This window comes from Desulfobulbus propionicus DSM 2032 (genome assembly GCF_000186885.1).
GTDB lineage: Bacteria > Desulfobacterota > Desulfobulbia > Desulfobulbales > Desulfobulbaceae > Desulfobulbus > Desulfobulbus propionicus.
In genome coordinates, this window is sequence record NC_014972.1 from 2700435 (window position 1) to 2725137 (window position 24703).

Here is a 24703-nt window from a genome sequence, read left to right on the forward strand (position 1 = left end):
TTCAGTACATTTGACAGAGAGGACAGAAGGTTCCCCGAGAGCCATGAACTTGATGAGGAATCTTCCCAACAAGCCTTATCCCCACTTAACCACAGCAAAAAGAAACGACTATGCAGCTTGACGCAAAGATACCTGAAGGACCGATAGCCGAAAAATGGGACAAATGCCGTTTTTCCAATAAACTCGTTAACCCTGCCAACAAACGCAAATACGAAGTTATTATCGTAGGAACCGGTCTGGCGGGCGCATCCGCCGCCGCGACGCTCGGCGAACTGGGCTACAATGTCAAATCGTTCTGCATCCAGGATAGCCCCCGGCGCGCTCATTCCATCGCAGCCCAAGGTGGCATCAATGCCGCCAAGAACTATCAGGGTGATGGCGACTCGATTTTCCGTCTGTTCTATGACACGGTCAAGGGTGGCGACTTCCGCGCTCGCGAGGCCAACGTCTATCGCCTGGCTCAAGTATCCAACAACATTATTGACCAGTGCGTGGCCCAAGGCGTGCCCTTTGCCCGTGAATACGGTGGAACATTGGCCAACCGCTCTTTTGGTGGTGCCCAGGTTTCCCGTACCTTCTATGCCCGTGGTCAGACGGGGCAGCAGTTGCTCCTTGGCGCCTACACCGCCATGATGCGTCAGGTCGCCACCGGCAAGGTAAAAATGTATACCCGTCGTGAAATGATGGATCTGGTTGTTGTTGACGGCGTTGCCAAGGGCATCATCGTTCGCAATCTGGTGACTGGCGAGATCGAGAAGTACTCGGCCCATGCGGTGGTGCTCGCCACCGGCGGATACGGCAATGTGTACTTCCTGTCCACCAACGCCATGGCCTCCAACGTCACCGCCGCTTACCGTTCCTATAAACGTGGTGCTGGTTTCGCTAATCCTTGCTTTGTCCAGATTCACCCGACGTGTATTCCGGTCCATGGTGAGTTCCAGTCCAAATTGACCCTGATGAGCGAGAGTTTGCGCAACGATGGCCGGGTATGGGTTCCCAAGGCCAAAGGCGACAAACGGCACCCCAACGACATCCCTGAGGATGAACGTGATTACTACCTCGAGCGGAAATATCCGTCATTCGGTAACCTCGTTCCCCGCGACGTTGCCTCTCGTAACGCCAAGCAGGCTTGCGACGAAGGCCATGGTATCGGTGAGACCGGATTGGGTGTGTACCTTGATTTTGCCGATGCCATCAAGCGCGACGGTCTGGATGTGGTCATGAGAAAGTATGGAAACCTGTTCCATATGTACCAGAAAATCACTGACAGCGATCCGACCAAAGAGCCGATGCAAATTTATCCGGCTATTCACTATACCATGGGCGGTCTCTGGGTCGACTATCACCTGATGACCACTGTCCCAGGTCTGTACGCCACCGGTGAGTGTAACTTCTCCGACCATGGAGCTAACCGCTTGGGTGCTTCCGCACTGATGCAAGGCTTGGCTGACGGGTATTTCGTCCTGCCCTACACGATCGGTAACTATCTAGCCACCGTTCCGCCGGTTCCGACCAATACCAACGATCCGGCCTTTGAGGCGGCGGCTAACGAAGTGAAAGATCAGATCGCCAAGCTTCTGAAAAATACCAAGAGCGGTAAAGGTGGGCAGACCGTTGATCATTACCATAAAGAACTGGGTAAGATCATGTGGGATTACTGCGGCATGGCTCGGAAAAAGGAAGGTCTTGAGTATGCCCTGAAGAGAATTCCCGAGATCCGCGCTGAATTCTGGGAGAACGTGGTTGTCCCCGGATCCGGTCAGGAACTCAACCAATCCCTGGAGCGTGCCGGTCGTGTCGCTGATTTCCTCGAGTTCGGCGAACTTTTGGTGCGCGATGCACTCCAACGCGAGGAATCCTGCGGCGGTCACTTCAGAGAAGAAAGCCAGACAGAGGAAAACGAAGCCAAACGTGACGATGCAAACTTCAGCTATGTAGCCGTTTGGGAGTACAAAGGACAAGGAACAGCCCCGGCGTTGCATAAAGAGCCGCTGACCTTTGAGTACGTCACTCCTTCACAGCGTAGCTACAAGTAATGTAGATCTGTACACTTGTATAAACAGTTTCATCACTGAAGTCTAAAATACAACGCAGAAGAAAGCTCATGTCATCGAAAACGATCAATATAATAGTAAAAATTTGGCGACAGAATGGTCCTCTGGCTCAAGGCGCTTTTGAGGAACATGCTCTCAAGGACATCAGCACCGACAGCTCCTTCCTGGAAATGATCGACGTGCTCAACGAATGGCTGACCATCAAAGGTCTGGAACCCATCGCCTTTGACCACGACTGCCGTGAGGGTATTTGCGGTATGTGCGGTGCGGTGGTCAATGGTACGGCTCACGGCCCTGACAAGGAAACCACCCTGTGCCAGCTGCACATGCGCCGCTTTAAAAACGGCGACACCATTGTCATCGAACCCTTCCGCTCTCAGGGGTTCCCGATTGTCAAGGATCTGATCGTCGACCGCTCCGCCCTGGATCGGATTATTGCCGCTGGCGGCTATGTCTCGGTCAATACCGGCTCCCCCCAGGACGGCAACACCATTCTTATCCCGCAGCACGTGGCCGAGCAAGCCATGGATGCCGCAGCCTGCATTGGCTGCGGCGCCTGCGCAGCGGCATGTCCCAACGGAACCCCGATGCTCTTCCTCGGTGCAAAAGTTTCTCAGTTTGCCCTTCTGCCCCAAGGACAACTGGAAGCCAAAAAGCGGGCCATCAACATGGTTATGCAGATGGACAAGGAAGGTTTCGGTAACTGCGGCAACGAGCGCGAGTGTGAAAATGTTTGCCCGAAAGGTATCACCATCCGCAATATTGCTCGCTTGAACAGAGAATTTCTCAAGGCATCGTTCACCATTGATCACTGATCACCGAGCCGGCAAACGAGAGACCTCTCTACCTAACTGACTCAGGAAAAAGGAGATACCGCTCAGCGGTATCTCCTTTTTTTTTCTTCACCCAGTGTGCGTCTTATCCCCCCGAGCAAGTTCGCTCTTTGCCTCTGTGACGCTCTTGTTCACGGCAAGGAAAATGATCCAACAACTTCCCCAGTCAGTCCTTCGCCCCCTCTCTGTGTTATTCTTCAAATTGCTCTTCAGCGGGAATCGTGCCTTGCATTCCAATCCCCGTGCGGTTTACTATCGCATTACTTTTTGAAAGCGACACCCTTCCCTGAGTTCTTGCGGCAGGTTCATGAAATCAATCCCTCGTATCAACTATTTCATAGCCCTATCAGTCTACCTGGTGGTCATTGCATGGAACATTTGGTGGACCTTTACGTGGCTCTATCATCAACGATTGCAGGATTTGGCCGAGGAAGGAGCCAGTCGACTCGAACTCTACATGACCTATCTCCAGGGCGTTCTCGAAAAATACGAACATCTGCCGGAACTCCTGGCCAATGACCGTATTTTGATCGACTTGCTCAATGGGCATCTCGGTGCCAACGAAATCGACTTTCTCAATCAATACCTTGAAAAGATCAACCGCATCAGCCATGCCTCGGACACCTACCTCATGAACAGCGAAGGATTAACCATCGCTGCCAGCAATTGGCAGGAACCCGCCCCCTTTGTCGGACAAAATTTCAGCTACCGCCCATACTTTCAACAAGCGATGCAAGGCCGGCTCGGCAAATATTTTGCGCTAGGCAACACCTCGAGCGTACGGGGGTACTATTTTGCCTATCCTGTCCGCCACAAGGAAAAAATTCTTGGTGTCTTGAGCATTAAAATCAACATCGATACCGTGGAACACAACTGGGGGCGGGAAGAACAAACCTTTCTTGTCACCGATCCCGATGGAGTCATCTTTTTATCAACCAACCAGAACTGGCGGTTCCGAACGCTTGCCCCACTCACCGAGTCCGCTCATCAACGGATTACCGACAGCCGCAGGTATCCGAATGCCTCCTTGACCGCCTTGAAAATGTTCACCGAGGAAAGCAACGATTCAGGCAGGATTATTCAACTCAGCACCTCGCCCCACGAAAAGACGCGGGAATACCTGCTCCAGACCAAAACCATGGAACAAGCGGGATGGAATGTTCATATTTTCACCGACACCTGGAGAGTAGAGCGTTTTGTCTTTTTTGTCTTCATAGCAATGAATGCGGTGCTCGCCCTCAGCGTTTTGCTGAGTCTGCTCTTCAAACAACGACGTCAGCGGATCAATGACCTCAAATGTTTTGAAGAGCAATCGCGGAAGGTACTGCAAGAGGCCAATGAACGACTTGAAACCAGAGTCACTGAACGCACTCAAGAATTGACGGAGGCCAACACCATGCTCCGCAAGGAGATTGAAGATCGCAAACGGATGGAAATCGCTCTGCGAAACACCCGGTCAGAACTCACCCATGCAGCAAAAATGGCCGCTCTTGGTCAAATGTCCGCGGGAATTAGCCATGAATTGAACCAACCGCTTGCCGCCATCCGTAGTTATTCCGACAATGGCCGTCTTTTTTTGGAGAAAGGACGGTTTGATGAAGCGATGTGGAACCTCGAACAGATCAGCGAGCTCACCGAGCGTATGGCCCAGATTGGCGTGCAGTTGCGACAATTTTCCCGTAAATCCAGCGGGCAGCTCAGCAAAGTCCCATTGCATGGAGTGATTGATGGTGCGCTGGAAATTCTTAATCCGATCCTTCGGAAATCCGATGTGTGGGTCAAGGTGGTCATTGACCCCCCTGAGCTCGATGTCCGTGCCAACCACGTTTTGTTGCAACAGGTCATCGTCAATTTGGTCAGCAATGCACTCCATGCGGTCGAAGGAATGCCGCACCAGGAAATCAAGATCCGAGGCTACCGCCAGGAAGGCAAGGTGTTGCTGAGCGTTGCCGACAGCGGGCCAGGCATTTCACCCGAACATCTACCCCACATTTTCGAGCCGTTCTACACCACCAAACAAAGCGGTCAGGGATTGGGACTCGGTTTGACCATCACCGAACGGATTCTCCATGAAATGAACGGCGCAATTCGAGTCATGGAAAATAACGGCGGGGCGAAATTCGTGTGTACTCTTGAGGAAGCATAACCAGACGCGATATGAACGTAAGCAACCAAGTTCTATTTATTGACGATGAAAGGCACATCCGCCAGGCCAACATGCAGACGCTTGAACTGGCTGATCTGGAAGTCCTGTGCTTCGAGGACGCGGAAAGTGCCTTGCCGCATCTTTCCATGGACTGGCCGGGGGTTGTGATTTGCGACATCCGCTTGCCGGCCATGAACGGTTTGGAATTTCTCCTGCAAACGCAAAAAATCGACCGGGATCTACCGGTGATCCTGATCACCGGTCATGGCGACATCTCCACCGCTGTCCAGGCCATGCGCGACGGAGCCTACGACTTCATCGAAAAACCCTATTCCGCTGAACGTCTGGTCAAAACTGTCCAACGCGCTTTGGAAAAAAGAGCGCTTACCCTGGAAAACCGGGTTCTGCGCCAGGAACTTGAAGCACACAGCGCCCCAGGACCGCGAATCATCGGCAAGACACCGGCCATGGTGCAGCTGCGGGCCACCATTGCCCGGGTCGCCGACACCGGTGCGGATATTCTGATAGTCGGGGAAACCGGCACCGGCAAGGAACTGGTCGCCCGTTCCCTGCATGAACACAGCCAACGCCGGACCAAGAATTTTGTGGCGGTCAACTGCGGCGCCGTTCCTGAAAGCATTATTGAAAGCGAGCTGTTCGGGCATGAGGCAGGCGCATTCACCGATGCCAAGAAAACCAGGATCGGCAAATTCGAGTACGCGGATGGCGGCACTCTGTTCCTTGACGAGATCGAGTCCATGCCGCTGCGCACGCAGGTCCACCTGTTGCGAGTTCTTCAGGAGCGGGTGCTCGAACGGCTTGGCTCCAATACCCTGATTCCCCTCGACGTGCGGGTGGTGGCCGCTTCCAAGATAGACCTCTTCCTGGCGGCTGAAGCAGGACAGTTTCGTGAGGATCTGTACTACCGGCTCAACGTGGTTTGCTTGAAAATTCCACCCCTCCGCGCCCGTTTGGAGGACATCCCCCTCCTCTTTCATCATTTTCTCCTGGTCGCCGGCCATCGCTACCAGCAGGAGGCACCTCTCCCCACGTCCTCGCAGATGAATGCCCTGATGGCCTATAACTGGCCGGGCAACGTGCGGGAACTGCGGAATCTCGCCGAACGGTATGTGCTGCTGGGTAGTCAATATGGCTGGTCCCTTGACCAGCTGTTGTCGGGAACGGAAACGAAGCAGGAATACAGCCTCGCCAGACAGGTTGATGGCTTTGAACGCGGCTTAATCGAACAGGCCTTGCTGGCCAGCAACGGCAGTATCAAGGATGTCATGGATGCCCTGGCCATTCCGCGCAAGACACTCTACGACAAGATGCGTAAATATGGCCTCGACAAGCGTGATTACAAGTAGCGGCACGCGGGCCGCGCCCAGCGCTGACCCGCCGCCGCATTGATTCAATGATTGCCCCGGCGGCGATGAGCGGCGCAAAAATTCACTGCCTGCTGGGGCAAAGAAGGCACACATGCTTCCTCGCCCCAGCAGCACAACATGTCACATCATCCCGAGCACCTTCGGCAGCCAGATCGACAGCGGCGGCCAATAGGTGACAATGACGAGGAACACGAGCATGGTCAGCAACCAGGGCCAGACCGCGACCGTCAACTCCGTGATCCCCATCTTGGTGATGCCCGAGGCCACGTAGAGATTCAAACCGACAGGCGGATGGCACATGCCGACCTCCATGTTGACCGTCATCATGATGCCGAAATGCACCGGGTCGATCCCCAACTGCATCGAAACCGGGAAGAGAATGGGCGCGAAGATCAGCATGATCGACGAGGGCTCCATGAAGTTGCCCGCGGCCAGGAGTAGGATGTTGACCGCAAAAAGGAAGGCGATCTGCCCCAACCCCTTGTCGAGCAGCCAACCGGCCAGGAGCTGCGGAATGTTCTCGTTGGCCAGGATAAAGGAGAACATGACGGCGTTGGTGATGATATAGAGCAACATTGCCGACATGTTGGCCGAATTGAGCAGCACCTTGGGCACATCTTTCATCCCCAGGTCCTTGTAAATGAACACGGCCACGATACAGGAGTAGACCGCGCTCATCGCCGCCGCTTCCGTCGGGGTGAATATACCGCTGTAGATACCGCCCATGACTACGACGATCAGCATCAATCCCCACACAGACTCGCGAAAGGTCCGCAGTCGTTCGCCCCAGCTGGCCTTGGGCTGGCGCGGAAAGTTGAACTTCCTCGCCCGGTACCAGGTCAGGATGCCGAGCATCGAAGCCAGCATGATGCCGGGAATGACGCCGGCCATGAACAAGGCGCCCACCGAGGTGTTGGTGGCCACCGAGTACATGACCATGACGATGGACGGCGGGATGAGGATGCCCAGCGCTCCCGAGGTCGTGATGACACCGGCGCCAAACTGTTTGGGAAATCCGGCCTTGAGCATCCCTGGCAGCAGAATGGAGCCGATGGCCACCACCGTGGCAGGCGAAGAGCCGGAGACCGCGGCGAACAGGGCACAGGCCACAACGCCCGAAAGGGCGAGCCCGCCGTGCCAATGGCCCACCAGGGAGGTGGCAAAATTGATCATCCGCCGCGCCACTCCGCCATGGGTGAGAAAATTGCCGGCGAGAATGAAGAAGGGGATCGCCATGATCTCGAATTTCTCGATACCGGTGAACAGTTTGAGGGCGACCGACTCCAGCGGGACCTGGGTCATGGTAAAGAGAAAAGTCAGTACCGTCAGACCCAACGAAATGGAAATGGGCATGCCTGTCAGCATCAAAGCAAGCAGGATACCGAAAATTATGGCAGCGCTCATTGTGCATCCTCCTTGCCGTGGGTGGCCTTGGAGCCGCCTTCACCTTTCTCATCCTGAAGGACAACCCGCAGCTCCAGCCGCTTACCCTCCAACGGTTTCTGCTCTTCCTCAATACCGTCCACATGCCCGTGGTCGTGGTGCGGCAGCTCACCGGTCCTGATGAAACTGACCATGACCTGCAGGAAGCGGAAACACATCAGCGCCGACCCAAAAGGTACCGCGCTGTAGACCACCCAAGTCGGCCATTCGAGGTCCGGGGTGGTCGGGCCTTCCGGCAGGCTGCCGGTTTCCAAGCCAAGCAGGTTGAAGACGGCATAGTGCATGCCGTTGTCCCAGATGAAGGTTCCGCCCAGCACCGTGACGATGGAGGTGAACAAGGCACCGGCGAACAAGCCGAAGACGATGAACTTGCCCCGGGTCGACCGTTCCATCTGATTGATGAGCACATCGACCCCCACATGGATGCCGGTCCGGACACCGTAGGCGGCGCCGAACTTGGCCATCCACACGAACATGATGATGCACAGCTCCTGGGCCCAGCCGAAATTGAGCCCCAGCAGCCAGTCCTGCACCACTGGAATGGGCCAGCCAGCGACATAGCGGTGCGCCACGGCAAGAAAGATGATCAGGGTCGCCCCTCCCATGAGGAAGGTAATGAGCCATTCCTCAAGGTGATTTAAGAATTTCATTGATCCCGTGTCCTTCAAAACGATGGGAGGCGGAGGACATTCGCCCTCCGCCTCGAAATTTCATATCTTTCCGTCAAGCCCTATTTGGTGAACCCAACCGCCTTCTGGACGGCATCAACGGTCTCCTTGCCGATTCGGCTGGCCATTTTATCGTGCACCGGAACCAGCACCTTCTTGAAGGCTGCGCGCTCTTCCGGAGTCAACACGGTCACTTCGGTCTTGCCTGAAGCCTTGACCGACTCAAGATCCTTGTCGTTGGATTCCTTGGCGATCTTGTTGGCATACACGGTCGCCTCATTCATCGCTGTCTCCAACTGGCTGCGAATATCGGCCGGCAACTCTTCCCAGAATTTCTTGTTGACGATCACCGCGTATCCCAGATAACCGTGGTCGGTGATGGTCATATACTTCTGCACTTCGTGCATTTTCTGGGTGTAAAAATTGGAGATCGGGTTCTCGGTGCCATCGACAACCCCAGTCTGGAGGGCCTGATAGACCTCGGAAAAGGGCATAACCTGCGGAATCGCCTTCAAGGCACGCATCTGCTCTTCAAGCACCTTGGAGGACTGGATGCGGAGCTTTTTACCTTTCAGATCCCCGGGGGTTTTGATGGGGGTATTGGCGGAAAACGATTTAAACCCATTGTCCCAGTAGGCCAGTCCCTTGATCCCCTTGGGTTCCAGCTTGTCCAGCAACTGCCGGCCAACCGGACCGGTGGTGACCTTGTGGAGATCCTCGTACCCATTGAAGATAAAGGGCAGATCAAAAACCTCGAAATCCTTCACGCCCAAGGGGCCGAATTTAGCCAACGAAGGAGCCAACATCTGGACGGCGCCGAGTTGCAGGGCCTCCATCTCCTCTTTGTCTTTGTACAACTGACTGTTCGGATAGACCTCGACTTTCACCTTGCCCTGGGTGAGTTCCTCCGCCCGTTTCTTGAAGAACTCTGCGGCGTTGCCCTTGGGTGTGTCAACCGCGACCACGTGGCTGAATTTTATGACGATCGGTTCGGCAAATGCCGGAACGGCGCATAACATGGCTGAAATCGTCAACATTCCAATTGCCTTGGCTACTGTCTGAAACATGCTCATCCTCCTCTTTGTTGATCGGTTACCTTGCTGTGTTGTCCCACGCGTGGACATCCCCCACACCAAGCAAGCTGACCCGTTGCACCAGCTCGTTTCTTTCCTAGCAAAATAAGGACCACAATGAAGCGCGATATGAGCGGCTCAGAGGTCCGTTTGATAACGGCATTTTTTTCCTCTGCTCTTTTTCGATCGGCGGATTCCCGCCATTTCGCCCCTCTTACATGCGGGAAATCCACCCAATCACCACGCGCCGGCGTACTATTCAAAAACTTCACTCACCATGGTCCATGGTAGCGGCTTGACGATGGAGCACGGTTACCCCAATCCATCAGCGGCAGATTTGTTCCGCCACCCCCTCACCCGCCGGGAGCACAACGAAAAATATCTTCATATCAATCTATTGGCCCGAAGAACAACCACATTTTTCCTTTGTTGCCAGTGATTCCGTGCAAACGCGGCACACCTTTTCCTTGACGACTGATTTGGAATCGTTGATATGTTCCGGGCATCCTGTCGCTGATCATCATCTGATTGCCGACACCGGTGCCTTTCACCCCATTCTTGGCAAAAGGTGGGCGACAACCAATTCGACCCGCTGAATTCGGCGATACCTGTCGATCAGCTGGTCGCAGCAACGTCAACATTATCCGTCAACGATTAGGCAACATCACATTCTGTCGCAGCCAATGGACGCTTGCCCGGTAGCCCCCCGACGGGTTGCCCCCTGCTCCATCTTGCTTGCTCCTCACGAAACCAACACCATGCCCAGCCGACAACCCCTCTCATCCACCTTCATCACCCGCCCCGAACAGCTCGCCCACGCCCTCGCCATACCGCTCGAGCCCCTACAGGCGGTACATGCTCACTATCCCCTGCGGATCAGCGCCTATTACCTGCAACTGATCAAACAGCACGGATTGCCCCTCTGGAAGCAGGCTGTTCCCGACCTCAAGGAGTTGAACGATTCATCCGGCCTGGTCGATCCCCTTGACGAGGAAAACCTGAGTCCCGTCCCCTGTCTGGTGCACAAGTATCCAGATCGCGCCTTGTTCCTCGTGTGCAGCGAATGCGCGATGTACTGTCGATTCTGCACCCGGAAGCGCAAGGTGGGTAAGCCGGACATGGTCATCAACGATCAGACCATTGCCGCTGGCCTGGAATATCTGGCTCGCACCCCGGCCATTACCGATGTCTTGGTTTCCGGCGGCGATCCGTTCATGCTGCCGCTCAGCCGCCTTGAACAGATACTCAAAGCCCTGCGGGCCATTCCTTCCGTTGTCACCATCCGTATTGGCACCAGGGTTCCCTGCACCTTGCCCAGCCGCGTGACCCTCCGGCTGGCCGCCATGCTGAAAAAATATCATCCGCTCTACATCAATACCCATTTCAATCATCCTGCGGAGATCACTCCAGAGGCCGCCCTGGCCTGCGGTCGACTGGCCGATGCCGGTATTCCGTTGGGATGCCAGACGGTTCTGTTACGAGGGGTCAACGACTCACCCGAGACCATCAAGATGTTGATGCGCCAGTTATTACGGATTCGCGTGAAACCCTACTATCTGTTTCAAGCCGATCTGACACGCGGAACCAGTCATTTCCGCACCACCATCGAGACCGGGGTGGATATCATGCGTCAGCTCATTGGCCATGTTTCCGGCATGGCCGTCCCGACCTACGCCTTGGATGCACCAGGCGGAGGCGGCAAAATCCCTCTCACCCCGCACTACATCAATAGCCTGGGAAAAACGCTGGAGTTTACCACCTACCGGCATCTTCCCTGCTCGTATCCCAACGAGATCATTCCCTGACCCGTCATTCTTTTCCCTTGCTCGGCTGAACCATTGAACCTTACTATAGGAATCGAACATGAATCGCTGACCCTTCGCCGCTAATCGGATTACCGCTCCAATACTGTTCAGCGTCCCTTTCCCTGCCGTTGTGGCGAGGAACTTCCCAAGGTATTCACATGGCATCCGCTTCAGAAACTGTCCTGAATGAGGTTTTTTCTTCCAAAGATCTGCCGACGTTGCCTCTTATTGCCAGCAAGCTTCTGGTGCTGACTGCGCAGGAGGAAGCCACCCTTACCGATATCGCCGGCCTCATTGCCCAGGACATGGCTTTGTCCGCCAAGATTCTCCGGGTGGCGAACTCGTCGTTTTACAGTTTCCCCCAACAGATCGCCTCGATCAATCAGGCGGTATCCATTCTTGGCATGAATGCCGTCCGCAGCCTGGTACTCAGTTTTTCCTTTTTGGCCATGGGGAATAAAAAACGTCAGACGCTGTTTGATTTTGAACGGTTTTGGGAGCGATCCCTGGTTGAGGCGGTCGGCGCACGATTGATCCTTGATCAAGTGGCCAACAGTGATCCCGAGGAGGCCTTCACTTGCGGTCTTCTCCAAAATATCGGGCAATTGATCTATGCCGTCACCCTGCCGGCCCAATACGACGACGTCTTGCAAAAGGCTCGCATCATCAACGATGCAGGCAACGTTACTTCGGTCCACGATGAAGAGCGATTGGAACAAGAGGCTCTCGGCATCTCTCATGCCGAACTCGGCTACGAGATCGCCAAAAGCTGGGGTTTCCCAGAAAATCTTCTTTTCCCGATCAAGTTCCATCATCAGCCGTTGGCGTATCGGGGCGGGAATCATCGATGCAAGCAAAACATACGGGCCGCCTACCTCGCCGGCCTTCTCTCCAACATCTTTTATTCCGATGAACCGGAACGATACCACAAGCAATTCCGCACCGAAGCCAAGCAACTGCTCGGCCTTAAAGTGTTGAGCATCAATACTGTCCTCAAAACGATTGACGGCGGGATTGATCAATCGGCACGCTACTTTGGAATTAAAATCAATCCGGTTAAATCGGTGGCGGAAATCCTCCAGGAAGCGAACCTGCGGCTCAGCCTGATCAATCTATCCTACGAAGAAATGAATCGGGAATTGATCAAATCCAAGATGGAACTGGAACGGCTTACCGAGGAACTATCGCAAAAAAACAGATTGCTTGAAAATCTTGCCAACATTGATGGGTTGACAGAAGTCAGCAATCATCGTTTTTTTCAGCATTTTCTCGATTCGGAAATCAACCGGGCCATTCGAAACGATCGGCCTCTTTCGCTGCTCCTTGCCGATATCGATCATTTCAAGAAATTCAATGACACCTATGGCCATCAAACCGGTGATTTTATCCTCAAGGAGTTCTGTCGAATAACCAAAGAAGTGATACGGGAGTATGATTTACTTGCCCGGTATGGAGGCGAAGAATTTGCTTATGTTCTTCCTGAAACATCTCAGGAGGAAGCCCAGATTGTCGCTGAAAAACTGCGAAAAACGGTTGAGGAGGTTACTTTTGACGATGGGAGGCAATCTTACCATGTCACCATCAGCATTGGCGTTGCCACTGCGCGACCTGGAGTGGAGGATTTTTCCAAAAACGATTTTATCGGCGCCGCTGACGAAGCCCTCTACGAGGCCAAGAACGGTGGCCGCAATCGGATAGCCCTGTATACGCCCAAGAAAAAGAAGAAATGGTCTTTGTTCAAATAACAATTCCCCCGGCAATCGATGGCGCTTTCGATTCCCATGCCTTCCTTCACGACGTGGCTCTCTCGGATCTGTTGTCCCGTTGATTTCTAGTTGAAACTTTTCACCGCAACAGGCTGTTCGGCAACAAATCGTATGGTTGTTTGCAACAGGCCTGATCATTTCCACCCGTTTTTCTTTCTTGACCGTCCAGAACCCTTCAGGTGCGTATCCTTTTCTTTTTTTGGAAAAATAAGGTAAGAACATACAGTTCTGCCCCTATAGACTATCGATGTCGCCGAAGATTGGCATCAGACACCATTTCAACAAAAGGCCTGCAACCCAACAAAACCCACTTGATGAGGAGGGAAGATGAAACCACGGCGTTCCAATTTGTCCGTTCCTGGCCACATGAAAAAAATGCATGAGAAAGCGAGCCAGAGCGCGGCTGATGTGATCATGCTGGATCTTGAAGACAGTGTCCCTGTTGATGAAAAGGCCACGGCCCGTGCGCAGGTGATCGATTCGCTGCGATCGTTGGACTGGTCGCATAAAACAGTGACCGTGCGGATCAATTCGCTGGATACACCTTTTGCTTATCGGGACTTGCTTGAAGTGGCGGAACATGCCGGACATGTAATTGACGCGATTGTCATTCCGAAAGTGAATGATGGGGGCGACATCTTTTTTGCCGACCGTTTGCTGACCGGCATTGAACTGTCCAAAGACGTTCATCGACCGATCGGCATAGAAGCCTCCATAGAAACTGCCGAAGGATTACGGAACGCCTCCAAAATCATGCGGGCTAGCAAAAGGGTGATCAGTCTGGTATTCGGCATCGCTGACTACTCGGCCTCCATAGGCGCGCGCCTTGTTTCCATTTCGGGTCACGGAGAAAAAGAGGAAGATCTCTATCCAGGTCATCGTTGGCATTTCGCCATCAGCAACATGGTCATGCACGCCAAGGCGGGTGGAGCGCTTGCCATCGATGCACCTTATGGTAATTTCAAGGATATGGAAGGATTGCGCCGATCAGCGGTCATGGCCAGCGCCTTAGGCTGCGACGGCAAGTGGGCAATTCATCCGTCACAGATCGATATTCTCAATGAGGTCTTCACTCCATCGCCAGAGGAAATCGCCTTGGCCGCCAAGGTCATGGAGGCAAATGCCCGGGCTCAATCGGAAGGCAAAGGGGCGATTGCCGTTGAGGGTCGTATGGTGGATCAGGCCACAGTCCGCTTAGCCACTAAACTCTGGGAGCAGGCCAAGTTTCTGAACCTTGTCTGAACGATCTCTTGCACCGGGTGCAGGGTTAAGAATCAAATGATGCACTAAAAAAAAGGAGTGCCGGCAAGCCGGCACTCCTTTTGTGTTTAAACAGGTTCGAGATTATCCGATGATTGCCAGGACGGTATCCTTGGCAACCGAGTCACCGCTGCCAAAATTAAGCGCCTTCACAGTACCATCGCACGGAGAACCGAGATTGTTCTCCATCTTCATGGCCTCAAGAACGAGGATGGGGTCGCCAGCTTTGACCGCATCACCAACATTGACCAGATTCTTGACGATCATGCCGGGCATGGGGGCCAACAGCGGGGTTCCTCCCTCAACAGCGGCTGGAGCCGGAGCGGCGGCGGCAGGTGCAGCAGCCTTCGGCGCGGCAGCAGGTGCAGCAGCGGCAGGTGCAGCAGCTTTCGGTGCAGCGGCAGGTGCGGCAGGCCGCGGAGCAGCGGCGACCATCGGCTGGAAGTCACCGGTCGGGTCGACCTCAACGTTGAAATACTCACCGTCGACGAAGACGTTGAAGGTCCGAACGTTAGCGGTCTTCTCCGGAGCAGCGGGCTTGGGCTCGATGAGCTTGCCAGCCTTGGCCTTGGCCACCAGTTCATCACGCTTCTTGACATCCTCAAGGGTGAGCGGCTTGACTTCGGGCGGTGCCGGGGTAATGCCATACTTCCACTCAAGGAACTTCTTCCCGGTGACCGGGTAGATGGCGTAGAGTACCAAGTCATCGATATCCTTGGCGAGATCGCCAATCTCTTTCTTGGCCTTTTCCAACTCGGGCTCAAGCACCTCTGCCGGACGGCAGGTGATCGGCTCTTCACCGCGCGGATAGCCTTTCAGAGCCTTCTTCTGCAGTTCAGGGTTGATCGGCACAGCGGTTTTACCATAGAGACCGTAGCACAGGTCTTTGACCTGGGCGGTGATCATCTTGTAGCGCTCATCAGGAGTGTCAAACAGCACGTTGTTCACGGTCTGGATGCCAACGATCTGGCTGGTCGGGGTAACCAGCGGAATCTGGCCGAGGTCTTTCCGAACTTTCGGCAGCTCTTTGTAGACCTGATCGATCTTGTCCAGAGCATCCATCTCACGCAACTGGTTGACCAGGTTGGAGAGCATGCCGCCCGGGGTCTGATGGAGAAGAACGTTGATATCGATGATTGAGCACTTGGAGTCATCCATGAGGTGCTTGTATTTCGGCATAACCTCTTTCTCTAGCACCTCGTTGATGGCGGCCAGTTTCTTGATGTCGAAACCGGTGTCGCGGTTGGTGCCGAGCAGGGCCATGACCAACGGCTCGATGGCCGGATGGGCGGTACGGAAAGCGTACGGGGTCATGCAGGTGTCAACGATATCTACGCCAGCCTCAATGGCCTTCAGATGACTCATGGACGCCATACCAGAGGTGAAGTGGCTGTGCAGGTGGATCGGGGTCTTGGTGACTTCCTTGATAGCCTTGACGATGGCGTAGGCGTCGTATGGGGCGATCAGACCGGCCATGTCCTTGATGCAGATGGAGTCAGCGCCCATGTCGTCAAGCGCTTTGGCGCGGTCGACATAGTACTTCAGGTCATAAACATCCCCGCCCAGACGCGGTTCGGTCAGCGAATAGCAAATACAACCCTGGAAGTGCTTGCCGCTCTTCTTGATCTGTTTAACAACGGTCTCGAAGTTACGGTAATCGTTGAGGGCGTCAAAGGTCCGGAAGATATCCATACCGTTCTCGGCAGCGCGCTCAACAAAGGCGGTGGCCAAGTCATCGGCATAGTTACGGTATCCAACCAGGTTCTGCGCGCGCAGCAACATGGAGAAGGGGGTCTTCTTGATGTAACGTTTCAGGGTGCGGAGACGCTCCCACGGGTCCTCGTTGAGGAAGCGGTGCATGGTGTCAAAGGTGGCGCCACCCCAGGTCTCAACTGCCCAGAAGCCGATCTCGTCCATCATTTCCGCGATCGGAATCATGTCCTCGGTGCGCCCGCGGGTGGCGAACAGAGACTGGTGGCCGTCACGAAGGCTCAAGTCCATAACTTTGACCGGATTTTCTGCAGCAGGCCGGTCAGTTGCATAATTCATGGCGGTCATTTTCACTTGGTCGCTCATTTTCAGTATCTCCCTGTTATACGTTGTCGTTGAACGTCAAATAGTCGTAAAAGCCATCAGAAGGCTTTCATTTGAATCAGCCTGCGGAAATTCATGATATCCTGACGGCCGGCAATTGCCCATAAGCTTGGCCCGGCTGGTGCAACAGATTTGGCAGCCAGCAACTGGGCCTGGTATGCCGCCTCCTCTTCCTGCATCAGGTAGGCATTAACGGCTGCAAGGGCCGCAGCCATTTTTTTGTTCATTTTTGCCATTCTGTCATCCTCTGAGTTTGTTGGCACGGCAAGATACCGAGCCAGTACATAAGAGTGTTTACAGCGGGATATTGCCGTGTTTCTTCATCGGGATCGTGTCACGCTTTCCAGAGATCGACTCAAACGCGTTGATGATACGGTACCTGGTTTCGGCCGGTTCAATGACATCGTCGATATAGCCACGCTCGGCCGCACAATATGGATTGGAGAACTGCTCGTTGTACTCGTTTTCTTTTTCGGCCAGGAACGCTCTGGGATCTTCTGCTGCTTTAGCGCCCTTGGCGTGCAGGACTTCGACCGCGCCTTTGGAGCCCATAACGGCGATTTCACCGGTCGGCCAGGAGTAGTTGATATCGGTTCGCAGGTGCTTGGACGACATAGCGCAGTAGGCGCCGCCATAGGATTTACGGGTAATAATCGTTACCTTTGGCACTGTCGATTCGGCGTAGGCATACAGCATCTTGGCGCCGTTGCGGATAACGCCGCCGAATTCCTGTGCAGTGCCGGGCAGGAAGCCAGGGACGTCGACGAAGGTAAGGATCGGAATGTTGAAGCAGTCGCAGAAGCGGATGAAGCGGGCACCTTTGATCGAGGAATCGATGTCGAGAACACCGGCGTAGTAGGACGGCTGGTTGGCAACGATGCCAATAGCCTTGCCACCATAACGGGCAAAACCGATGACGATGTTCGGAGCGAAATTCTTCTTGATTTCAAAGAAGATACCGTTGTCTGCCGTCTCGGTGATGACCTTTTTCATGTCGTAGGCGGCATTCGGGTTGTCCGGAATGATGTCGTTGAGCAGTTCGGAGCGGCGGGTGATCGGATCGTCGCAGGGGGCATCCGGAGGATTCTCCAGATTGTTCTGCGGCAAATAGCTCATCAGATCCTTGATGTACTGAATGGCGTCGTCCTCGTTCTCGGCAGCATAGTCGGTGACGCCGGACTTGGTGGTATGCATGGCCGCACCACCCAACTGCTCGGTGGTGACGTCCTCGTTTAACACAGTCTTAACGACCTTGGGACCTGTCAGGAACATGTAGGACTGGATCTTGACCTGGATGATGAAGTCGGTCAGGGCAGGAGAGTAAACGGCGCCACCGGCGCAGGGTCCGAAAACACCGGAAATCTGGGGAACAACACCCGAAGCGAGAACATTACGGGTGAAGATTTCGGTATATCCTGCCAGGGCCTCGATACCTTCCTGGATACGGGCGCCACCGGAGTCGTTCAATCCGATGACCGGAATGCCGTTTTTCATGCCCAGATCCATGATTTTGCATATTTTTTCAGCCAAGGTTCCGGAAAGAGAACCGGCGAGGACCGAAAAGTCCTGCGCGTAAATATAAACCGGCCGGCCGGCCAGCTTGCCATATCCGGTGACGATACCGTCGCCGAAAAACTTGATTTTTTCCATGCCGAAGTTGTAGCAGCGATGGAGCTTGAAAGCATCGTATTCCTCGAAGGTGCCTGGGTCGAGGAGGAGTTGAATACGCTCACGGGCGGTATATTTGCCCTGGGAGTGGATCTTGTCGATTTTATCCTGACCGCCGCCCAGCAAGGCTTTGGCCCTTTTTTGCTTTAGCTGCTCTAATTTTTCCTTTGTGCTCATGCTGTCTCCTTGCTGCAGAATTCAGTAAAAATTCCGTGGCCGATTATGAAAGCCATGAAAAGGCCGGATGGAGCACATCCGGCCTTTTCAATCACTGGCTGATCATCCTTTATACACTTGCTTGCACAGCTCGCCCAATTTCCCAAGATTTGCGCAGTGGTGAACACCGCTGGCCTTCATGGCTTCGATCTTGGCCTCAGCAGTTCCCTTGCCGCCACTGACAATAGCGCCGGCGTGGCCCATGCGACGGCCAGGAGGAGCGGTCAAGCCGGCGATGAAACCGACAACCGGTTTTTTGGTGTTGGCCTTGATCCATTCGCAGGCGTTTTCTTCCGCGTTGCCGCCGATTTCACCGATCATGACGATGGCCTTGGTGTCCGGATCCGCAGCAAAAGCCTCGAGGCAATCGAGGAAGTTGGTGCCGTTGATGGGATCGCCACCGATACCGATGCAGGTGGTCTGGCCGAAGCCAGCCTGGGTCAGTTGGTGGACGGCCTCGTAGGTGAGCGTTCCAGAGCGGGACACGACGCCCCAGGGTCCGCCGGGTTTGTGCATCGGTCCAGGCATGATGCCGATCTTGCACTCACCGGGGGTGATGATACCGGGGCAGTTCGGTCCGATCAAACGGGTGGTTTTGGTGGCCAGATAGTTCTTGACGCGCATCATGTCGAGAACCGGTACACCTTCGGTGATACAGACAACCAGCTCGATGCCGGCGTCGGCTGCTTCCATGATGGCGTCAGCGGCAAAAGGCGGCGGCACCAGAATCATGGAGGCGTTGCAGCCTGTTTTCTCACGGGCTTCCTTGACCGAATTGAAAATCGGGACATCGTCCATCTTCTGGCCGCCTTTGCCGGGGGTGACGCCGGCGACCACGTTGGTGCCGTAGGCAATGCAGGAGCGGGTATGGAACTGGCCTTCTTGGCCGGTGATGCCTTGTACAACTAATCGGGTATTTTTATTAACGAAAACGCTCATTGTCTTCCTCTATGGGTATAAGTTTTCTTGCCTCTGAAATCTGAGTCTTCAATATCCAGTGGTCGCGACTGACCCGTCAGAACCGATTCAGGCCCCCATTTGGGCAACCCCTGCCCGTCACAGGCATAAATCGAGCCCGGCCAATCTGAACTCATCTTTCATCAGGAAACGATCTTGGCTACCTTCTCAGCTGCGTCTGCCAGATCCTTGGCATTGATCAGGTCAAGTCCGGACTCGGCGAGGATTCTCCGACCTTCTTCCACGTTGGTGCCTTCCATGCGGACAACAACCGGTACGGAAAGTTTCAGCTTGGTGGCGGCCTGGACAACACCTTTGGCCAGAATGTCGCAACGGAGGATACCACCGAAGACGTTAATCAAAATACCCTTCACAGCCGGATCCTTCATGATCAGGCGGAAACCATTCTCAATAGCTTCAGCATTGGCACCGCCACCGACATCCAGGAAGTTGGCCGGAGAGGCACCCGCCAGTTTGACGATGTCCATGGTGGCCATGGCCAGACCGGCGCCGTTGACGATGTTACCGACATTGCCGTCGAGGTTGATGTAGTTCAGGCCAAACTGGGCTGCTTCTGCCTCGACCGGATCTTCCTCATCGATATCGCGCATTTCCTTAACATCGGGATGACGGAACATGGCGTTGCCATCGATGTCCATCTTGGCGTCCAGGGCGAGGATGTTGCCCTCGGCGGTGATGATCAGCGGATTGATCTCGACCATGGAGCAGTCATATGCCATGAACAGTTCATAAAGATTTTTCACCAGGGCTGACATCTGCTTCTGCAGGTCTTTCTCGATCTCAAGACCGAAGCAAATTTTGCGGGCATGGAAGGGTTGAAAACCGGTGATCGGGCTGACATTGACAGTGATGATCCGCTCGGGGGTCTTGGCAGCGACTTCCTCGATGTCCATGCCGCCGTCCTGGCTGCAAACGATGGCCACGGTGGCGGTTTCACGATCGGGAATAATGGAGAGATAGAGCTCTTTCTTGATATTCAGCCCTTCTTCAACCAGTACCTTGCGCACCTTCTTGCCTTGGGCGCCGGTCTGTTTGGTGACCAGGGTCATGCCGATGATGGAATCGGCCACAGGTTTCACGTCGGCTTTTGTCTTGGCCAGCTTAACGCCACCACCCTTGCCACGACCGCCGGCATGCACCTGGGCCTTGACAACGACCGGATAGCCGAATTCTTCAGCGATTTTTTCCACCTCGTCGGAGGTCAGGGCGAGTTTTCCCTTAGGGGTTGGTACGTTGAATTTTCGGAATAGTTCCTTGGCCTGATACTCATGAATTTTCATAGACGCATCCTTTTGCGGCGGACCCCACGCCTGCGGCGCGAAATCCCCCTGTGAAGTAAAATGTTAATTCAAGTCCCTGTTCACAATGTGCAACTGCGTGGCGCTTCAATCGTGGCACGCCCGACTTTTCGGGGACGGTCTCGACACACGGCAGAGAGAAATCCGCAAACCGGTCCTGGTGGATACCGGATTGCGCCCTAGAGCTCCCGAACGCCTGCGCTCAACTTTTCCGAAACGGCATTCCCTCCTTTAACGCCACAAAATTTTTATAAAGTGATGGCGTTCAATATCCAGCAAGATACGAGTTAATTAATGAGATGGAAAATAGTTGTTGAACGATTGCCGTTCGGAGAAAGGGAGAGGCAGGGTACCAAGGAGAGATCGCGCACAGGCGGGGCGTACGGCCCCCCTGATTCAGCATACGTCACCAACCCGCATGGTGAATTTGGGATTCTTCCGTGTGCACCGATGCCGCTGCCAATTCCGAAAAAACCGCTCAAACTCTGCCCACTGCAAAAATGGCAGAACGTGAATCAAGTGATGTCCAGAGGGGATGTAGGTGAAGGGAAGACTCTTTCCAACGGATACAGTGGAGGGAGTTGTATTGGGGCAATTTCGTACCTACGGCCTAAAATCTGCCTCAGATACGCTCTAGAGACCCTGAAATACGCCCTAAAACCATTCCGACAACAACATTCACTACAGCCACTTCCGAAAAAACCACTCAAAACTCAGGACTTATAACCAGACAGTTCGCCAAGAGTCAAGCGATAATTATATCAAAGATCGCGCCGGTTCCCCTTTGAAGGACTGGAACATGTTGACTACCTGCGGAAATTAGACGGTTAAAGAAAAGAGAACGAACAAGCGCCATTTTTTGTCGTGGCTAACGTGGAGGAACAACCGTTTTGCCGGAGGAGAAAAACAAGAAGAACCTGGGTGTTCTTGGGAGATGACTGCGGGCGAACCGTGTCGCGTCAGTGGGCCGCGTTTTGGGAACTTGTCGATTATTTTTTGGCTTTTTTCTTTGCCTCTTTTTTCCGCTGGGAAATATTGTCGATAGCGATCTCCAAGTGGTCAATGATGATGCCAGTGAACTGCTGGATGTTCTTCAGAATATAATTACGCAGTTCGTGCAGCTCGCCGGTCAGGGTCTTGCCGAAGGGCACATCGATGAACAGATCGATGCTATACCCGGAACGGCCCAGCTTGACCTTGATCTTGCGCACCAGAATCTCACCGTCGTACTCATCGATGCAGTGCAGGATCATCTGGGTCAGGGCCGCCTCGGAAATGGTGACGGTTCCTCCCACGCCCTTTTCGTGATACTCGGGCTGCACCACCGATTTTTCAAAAAACCGTGACCTTTTCATTCCGTCCTTGTCCTTGCCGCCTTTGAAAAAAATGCGGATCGAATCGGACAGAATCTGGGCATAATCCCTTTTGACCTCGATCGCCGGCACCGGGATGACGTGCTTGCCCTCTTCGAAGCGGGATTTGATCGCGTTTTCAATGTCCTTCTGGCTGGCGATTTCCTCAATTTTGATGATCTGGCTGATCGGTGGCAGTTCCAGGGTTTCGGCCAGTTTGGTCACCATCTTCTCGGAAGTGCCCAACAAAAGAATTTTCTTGACCTTTTTCTCCTGGATCATCTGTACGACGTGCTTGCGATGTTCGTCGTCGGTGAACAGCGCCGTCTTGATGGCGCTGATGTAATTCTTCTCCTGCTTGGCCGATTTGCCGGCTAAAATGGCGTTGTCGTGGATCAACAGACCGTCGTCAACGATGTAATGGACACCGATCTTCTCGGCCAGCAATTTGGCGCGGAAACTCTTGCCAGTGCCGCTCTTGCCCACCAAGGCGTAGACATGCATGCCTTGCAGCCGGCCCTTGATCCGGCTGTAAAATTGGTAGATCTCCTTGCCTGTCAGGTAGATCCATTGATGCTCCTTGGTGCTCTTTTCCGTGGACGTCGTCATGCGCAATACTGAGAAGGTGGTGCCAAGCCAAAGGTGGAAATTTCGTCAACTCTAGGGAAGCACAGCGGAAAAAACAACGAAAAATGATGCCGGAACGTTTCCGCGTCAAGCGGTGTCGCTTGCCCGAAACCTTGCCTCACTCGATCCACCACGTGTCGAGCCACTGATCGTGGCTATAGTAAAGAGGGAGTTGTTCCGGGTGCTTGAGTTTGGCTGCGTAAGCCAGACGGTGATTGCCCAGATACCAATTCGGGATCAGATAATAACCATGCCACAATACTCTGTCCAGCGCCCGGCAGGCCATGGTCAAGGCCTCCTGGGTGTCAGCGTAGATAATGGTATCAACCAACGCATCCACCGCCGCGCTCTTGATGCCGGTAATATTGCGCGAGCCCTTGCGATCGGCCGCCGCACTGGTCCAGTAATCGCGTTGCTCGTTGCCCGGTGATTGTGATTGACCAAACGAGGTGACCGCCATGTCGAAATCAAAATTCTTGATCCGATCAGTATAGAGAGCCGGATCAATGGTCCGGTAGCTTACCTCGATTCCCATCTTCTTCAGATTGGCCGCATACGGGGCGATCACCCGTTCAAAGGCCGTATCGACCAGCAGAATCTCGAAGCGAAACCGCTCCCCCCGTCCATTGACCAAAACCCCGTCCTTGATGGTCCAGCCGGCCTGTTCCAACAAGCCTTTGGCCTCTTGCATGTTGGCCCGCAAACTGGCCGGCGGATCAGTCGAAGGAGGCACCAGCGGCTGGCTGAAGACCTCGGGGGGCAACTGGTTGCGGAAAGGTTCCAGCAGCTTCAGCTCGTCGCCTTCGGGCAGACCGGTGGCCGCGTAGGTGGAGTTGGAAAAATAAGAGTTGTTGCGGGTATATTGGGAAAAAAACAGGGTTTTGTTGGTCCATTCAAAGTCAAAGACCAGGCCCAGCGCCCGGCGCACCAACCGGTCGTTGAACAGCGGCCTGCGGGTGTTGAAGGCAAACCCCTGGATACCGGCGTTGTTCTTGTGGGGAAAGGTCTGTTTGATCAGTTCGCCGGAATCGAAGCGGCGACCGGTCAGGTCCCGGTTCCACTGTTTGGCGATGTTGACCATCATGAAATCGAATTCACCGGCCTTGAACGCCTCGACGCTGACCACTGGGTCCTTGAAATACTTGACCACAATGGTTTCGAAGTTGAACATCCCCTTGCGCACTCCCAGGTCCTTGGCCCAGTAGTCGGGATTCTTCTTGTAGGTGATCGATTTGCCCGGCAGCACCTCGGCTACCACATAGGGACCGGTGCCCACCGGCACGGTCATCGCGCCCTGGCCGTCATTGGGGCTGAAAGGGTGACGGCTGTAAAACCGCTTGCTCAATACCGGTAACTGGCCTGCGATCATGTGCAATTCTCGGTTGGGCCGGGCAAAGCGGAAACGGATTTTACGTGGATCAAGGACGTCCGCGCCGTCGATGTCGTGAAAATACATCTGATAGAACGGGTGGGCCTGTTCGCTTTTCAAGGTATCGAGGGAAAACTTGATATCCTCGGCGGTCACCGGCGAACCGTCGGAAAAGCGGGCGTTGGGATTGAGGGTGAAGGTGACCGATTTCCTGTCGGCTGCCAGTTCGATATCCTCGGCGATCAAGCCGTATTCGGCAAAGGGTTCATCCAAACTCGGCACGGCCAGGGTCTCAAACACATAGGGCGTCAGCCCCTGGGGCGCGGCCCCCTTGAGGGTAAAGGGATTCATCTTCTCGAAGCTGCCCAGATCGTGCAGCACCAGGGTGCCGCCGCTCTTGGCCTGGGGTGCGGTATAGTCGAACCGCGCAAACCCTTTGGGATATTTGAGCTTGCCATCGATGCTCACCCCGTGGGCGGCTTGCGCGCTCGCCGGCGGGCGGAAAAGCAACAAGCAACACAGGATGACACATTGTGTCAGAAGCGTGCGGATCATGATTTCGCTCTTTGGTGGTGGAAGAACCGGGAGAATAGCGTTGGCCACGGCCTGCGGACCATGGAAAACAAGGGCACTATACGCAATCGCTCCCATAATGTACAGTTGTT

Annotated in this window: 17 protein-coding genes; 7 read left to right on the top strand and 10 right to left on the bottom strand. The window is 54.3% G+C overall.

What is annotated here, in order from left to right; genetic code table 11:
• The first annotated feature begins 110 nt into the window (after positions 1–110).
• The 4 genes from DESPR_RS11770 (at position 111) to DESPR_RS11785 (ending at position 6400) form a co-directional block, all read left to right on the top strand.
• A complete protein-coding gene (locus DESPR_RS11770; RefSeq protein ID WP_015725028.1) occupies positions 111–2036 on the top strand; it encodes a fumarate reductase/succinate dehydrogenase flavoprotein subunit in 1926 nt (641 codons plus the stop codon).
• A gap of 68 nt (positions 2037–2104) precedes the next feature.
• Positions 2105–2869 carry a succinate dehydrogenase/fumarate reductase iron-sulfur subunit gene (locus tag DESPR_RS11775; protein ID WP_015725029.1) on the top strand — a complete coding sequence of 255 codons (765 nt, stop codon included), beginning with the start codon at positions 2105–2107 and terminating at the stop codon, positions 2867–2869.
• Positions 2870–3194: 325 nt separating this feature from the next.
• On the top strand, positions 3195–5033 hold the full coding sequence (locus tag DESPR_RS11780; protein WP_015725030.1) for a sensor histidine kinase: 1839 nt from the start codon (positions 3195–3197) through the stop codon (positions 5031–5033).
• 11 nt (positions 5034–5044) lie between these two features.
• Complete coding sequence (locus DESPR_RS11785) at positions 5045–6400, top strand: sigma-54-dependent transcriptional regulator (protein ID WP_015725031.1); 1356 nt, start codon at positions 5045–5047, stop codon at positions 6398–6400.
• A 141-nt stretch (positions 6401–6541) separates the two neighbouring features.
• On the opposite strand, the gene DESPR_RS11790 is transcribed toward DESPR_RS11785, so the two are convergent.
• From DESPR_RS11790 to DESPR_RS11800, 3 genes are all read right to left on the bottom strand, one after another.
• Entirely contained in the window at positions 6542–7825 is a 1284-nt protein-coding gene (locus DESPR_RS11790; RefSeq protein WP_015725032.1) for a TRAP transporter large permease, read from the bottom strand.
• Positions 7822–8514: a TRAP transporter small permease gene (locus DESPR_RS11795; RefSeq protein WP_015725033.1), complete on the bottom strand. Its 693-nt coding sequence runs from the start codon at positions 8512–8514 to the stop codon at positions 7822–7824. The genes DESPR_RS11790 and DESPR_RS11795 overlap by 4 nt, the downstream gene beginning before the upstream one ends.
• Positions 8515–8594: 80 nt before the next feature.
• Positions 8595–9569, bottom strand: coding sequence for a DctP family TRAP transporter solute-binding subunit (locus tag DESPR_RS11800; protein WP_043771246.1), 975 nt, complete (start codon positions 9567–9569; stop codon positions 8595–8597).
• 794 nt (positions 9570–10363) lie between these two features.
• Between DESPR_RS11800 and DESPR_RS11805 the strand changes: the two genes are divergently transcribed.
• From DESPR_RS11805 to DESPR_RS11815, 3 genes are all read left to right on the top strand, one after another.
• A complete protein-coding gene (locus DESPR_RS11805) occupies positions 10364–11410 on the top strand; it encodes a KamA family radical SAM protein (protein ID WP_043770043.1) in 1047 nt (348 codons plus the stop codon).
• 158 nt (positions 11411–11568) lie between these two features.
• A complete protein-coding gene (locus tag DESPR_RS11810) occupies positions 11569–13155 on the top strand; it encodes a sensor domain-containing diguanylate cyclase (RefSeq protein ID WP_015725036.1) in 1587 nt (528 codons plus the stop codon).
• 348 nt (positions 13156–13503) lie between these two features.
• A complete protein-coding gene (locus DESPR_RS11815) occupies positions 13504–14418 on the top strand; it encodes an HpcH/HpaI aldolase/citrate lyase family protein (RefSeq protein ID WP_015725037.1) in 915 nt (304 codons plus the stop codon).
• A gap of 102 nt (positions 14419–14520) precedes the next feature.
• Here the strand turns inward: DESPR_RS11815 and DESPR_RS11820 are convergent, their stop codons facing one another.
• The 7 genes from DESPR_RS11820 to DESPR_RS11850 form a co-directional block, all read right to left on the bottom strand.
• Positions 14521–16512, bottom strand: a complete 1992-nt coding sequence (locus DESPR_RS11820) for a pyruvate carboxylase subunit B (protein ID WP_015725038.1) — start codon at positions 16510–16512, stop codon at positions 14521–14523.
• A 56-nt stretch (positions 16513–16568) separates the two neighbouring features.
• On the bottom strand, positions 16569–16766 hold the full coding sequence (locus DESPR_RS11825; RefSeq protein ID WP_015725039.1) for a hypothetical protein: 198 nt from the start codon (positions 16764–16766) through the stop codon (positions 16569–16571).
• Between the two features lie 58 nt (positions 16767–16824).
• Positions 16825–18375: an acyl-CoA carboxylase subunit beta gene (locus DESPR_RS11830; protein ID WP_015725040.1), complete on the bottom strand. Its 1551-nt coding sequence runs from the start codon at positions 18373–18375 to the stop codon at positions 16825–16827.
• Positions 18376–18477: 102 nt separating this feature from the next.
• Positions 18478–19353: a succinate--CoA ligase subunit alpha gene (gene sucD, locus DESPR_RS11835; protein WP_015725041.1), complete on the bottom strand. Its 876-nt coding sequence runs from the start codon at positions 19351–19353 to the stop codon at positions 18478–18480.
• Between the two features lie 161 nt (positions 19354–19514).
• Positions 19515–20672 (bottom strand): ADP-forming succinate--CoA ligase subunit beta, encoded by a 1158-nt coding sequence (gene sucC, locus DESPR_RS11840; RefSeq protein WP_015725042.1) that lies wholly within the window; start codon positions 20670–20672, stop codon positions 19515–19517.
• A 1007-nt stretch (positions 20673–21679) separates the two neighbouring features.
• Positions 21680–22651: a hypothetical protein gene (locus tag DESPR_RS11845; RefSeq protein WP_015725043.1), complete on the bottom strand. Its 972-nt coding sequence runs from the start codon at positions 22649–22651 to the stop codon at positions 21680–21682.
• 136 nt (positions 22652–22787) lie between these two features.
• On the bottom strand, positions 22788–24593 hold the full coding sequence (locus DESPR_RS11850) for an extracellular solute-binding protein (protein ID WP_015725044.1): 1806 nt from the start codon (positions 24591–24593) through the stop codon (positions 22788–22790).
• Positions 24594–24703: the final 110 nt, after the last annotated feature.

Excerpts from the sequence above, each read along its gene's own strand:
- DESPR_RS11770 (WP_015725028.1), top strand. The coding sequence starts at position 111 with ATGCAGCTTGACGCAAAGATACCTGAAGGACCGATAGCCGAAAAATGG.
- DESPR_RS11775 (WP_015725029.1), top strand. The coding sequence starts at position 2,105 with ATGTCATCGAAAACGATCAATATAATAGTAAAAATTTGGCGACAGAAT.
- DESPR_RS11780 (WP_015725030.1), top strand. The coding sequence starts at position 3,195 with ATGAAATCAATCCCTCGTATCAACTATTTCATAGCCCTATCAGTCTAC.
- DESPR_RS11785 (WP_015725031.1), top strand. The coding sequence starts at position 5,045 with ATGAACGTAAGCAACCAAGTTCTATTTATTGACGATGAAAGGCACATC.
- DESPR_RS11790 (WP_015725032.1), bottom strand. The coding sequence starts at position 7,825 with ATGAGCGCTGCCATAATTTTCGGTATCCTGCTTGCTTTGATGCTGACA.
- DESPR_RS11795 (WP_015725033.1), bottom strand. The coding sequence starts at position 8,514 with ATGAAATTCTTAAATCACCTTGAGGAATGGCTCATTACCTTCCTCATG.
- DESPR_RS11800 (WP_043771246.1), bottom strand. The coding sequence starts at position 9,569 with ATGTTGACGATTTCAGCCATGTTATGCGCCGTTCCGGCATTTGCCGAA.
- DESPR_RS11805 (WP_043770043.1), top strand. The coding sequence starts at position 10,364 with ATGCCCAGCCGACAACCCCTCTCATCCACCTTCATCACCCGCCCCGAA.
- DESPR_RS11810 (WP_015725036.1), top strand. The coding sequence starts at position 11,569 with ATGGCATCCGCTTCAGAAACTGTCCTGAATGAGGTTTTTTCTTCCAAA.
- DESPR_RS11815 (WP_015725037.1), top strand. The coding sequence starts at position 13,504 with ATGAAACCACGGCGTTCCAATTTGTCCGTTCCTGGCCACATGAAAAAA.
- DESPR_RS11820 (WP_015725038.1), bottom strand. The coding sequence starts at position 16,512 with ATGAGCGACCAAGTGAAAATGACCGCCATGAATTATGCAACTGACCGG.
- DESPR_RS11825 (WP_015725039.1), bottom strand. The coding sequence starts at position 16,766 with ATGGCAAAAATGAACAAAAAAATGGCTGCGGCCCTTGCAGCCGTTAAT.
- DESPR_RS11830 (WP_015725040.1), bottom strand. The coding sequence starts at position 18,375 with ATGAGCACAAAGGAAAAATTAGAGCAGCTAAAGCAAAAAAGGGCCAAA.
- sucD (WP_015725041.1), bottom strand. The coding sequence starts at position 19,353 with ATGAGCGTTTTCGTTAATAAAAATACCCGATTAGTTGTACAAGGCATC.
- sucC (WP_015725042.1), bottom strand. The coding sequence starts at position 20,672 with ATGAAAATTCATGAGTATCAGGCCAAGGAACTATTCCGAAAATTCAAC.
- DESPR_RS11845 (WP_015725043.1), bottom strand. The coding sequence starts at position 22,651 with ATGACGACGTCCACGGAAAAGAGCACCAAGGAGCATCAATGGATCTAC.
- DESPR_RS11850 (WP_015725044.1), bottom strand. The coding sequence starts at position 24,593 with ATGATCCGCACGCTTCTGACACAATGTGTCATCCTGTGTTGCTTGTTG.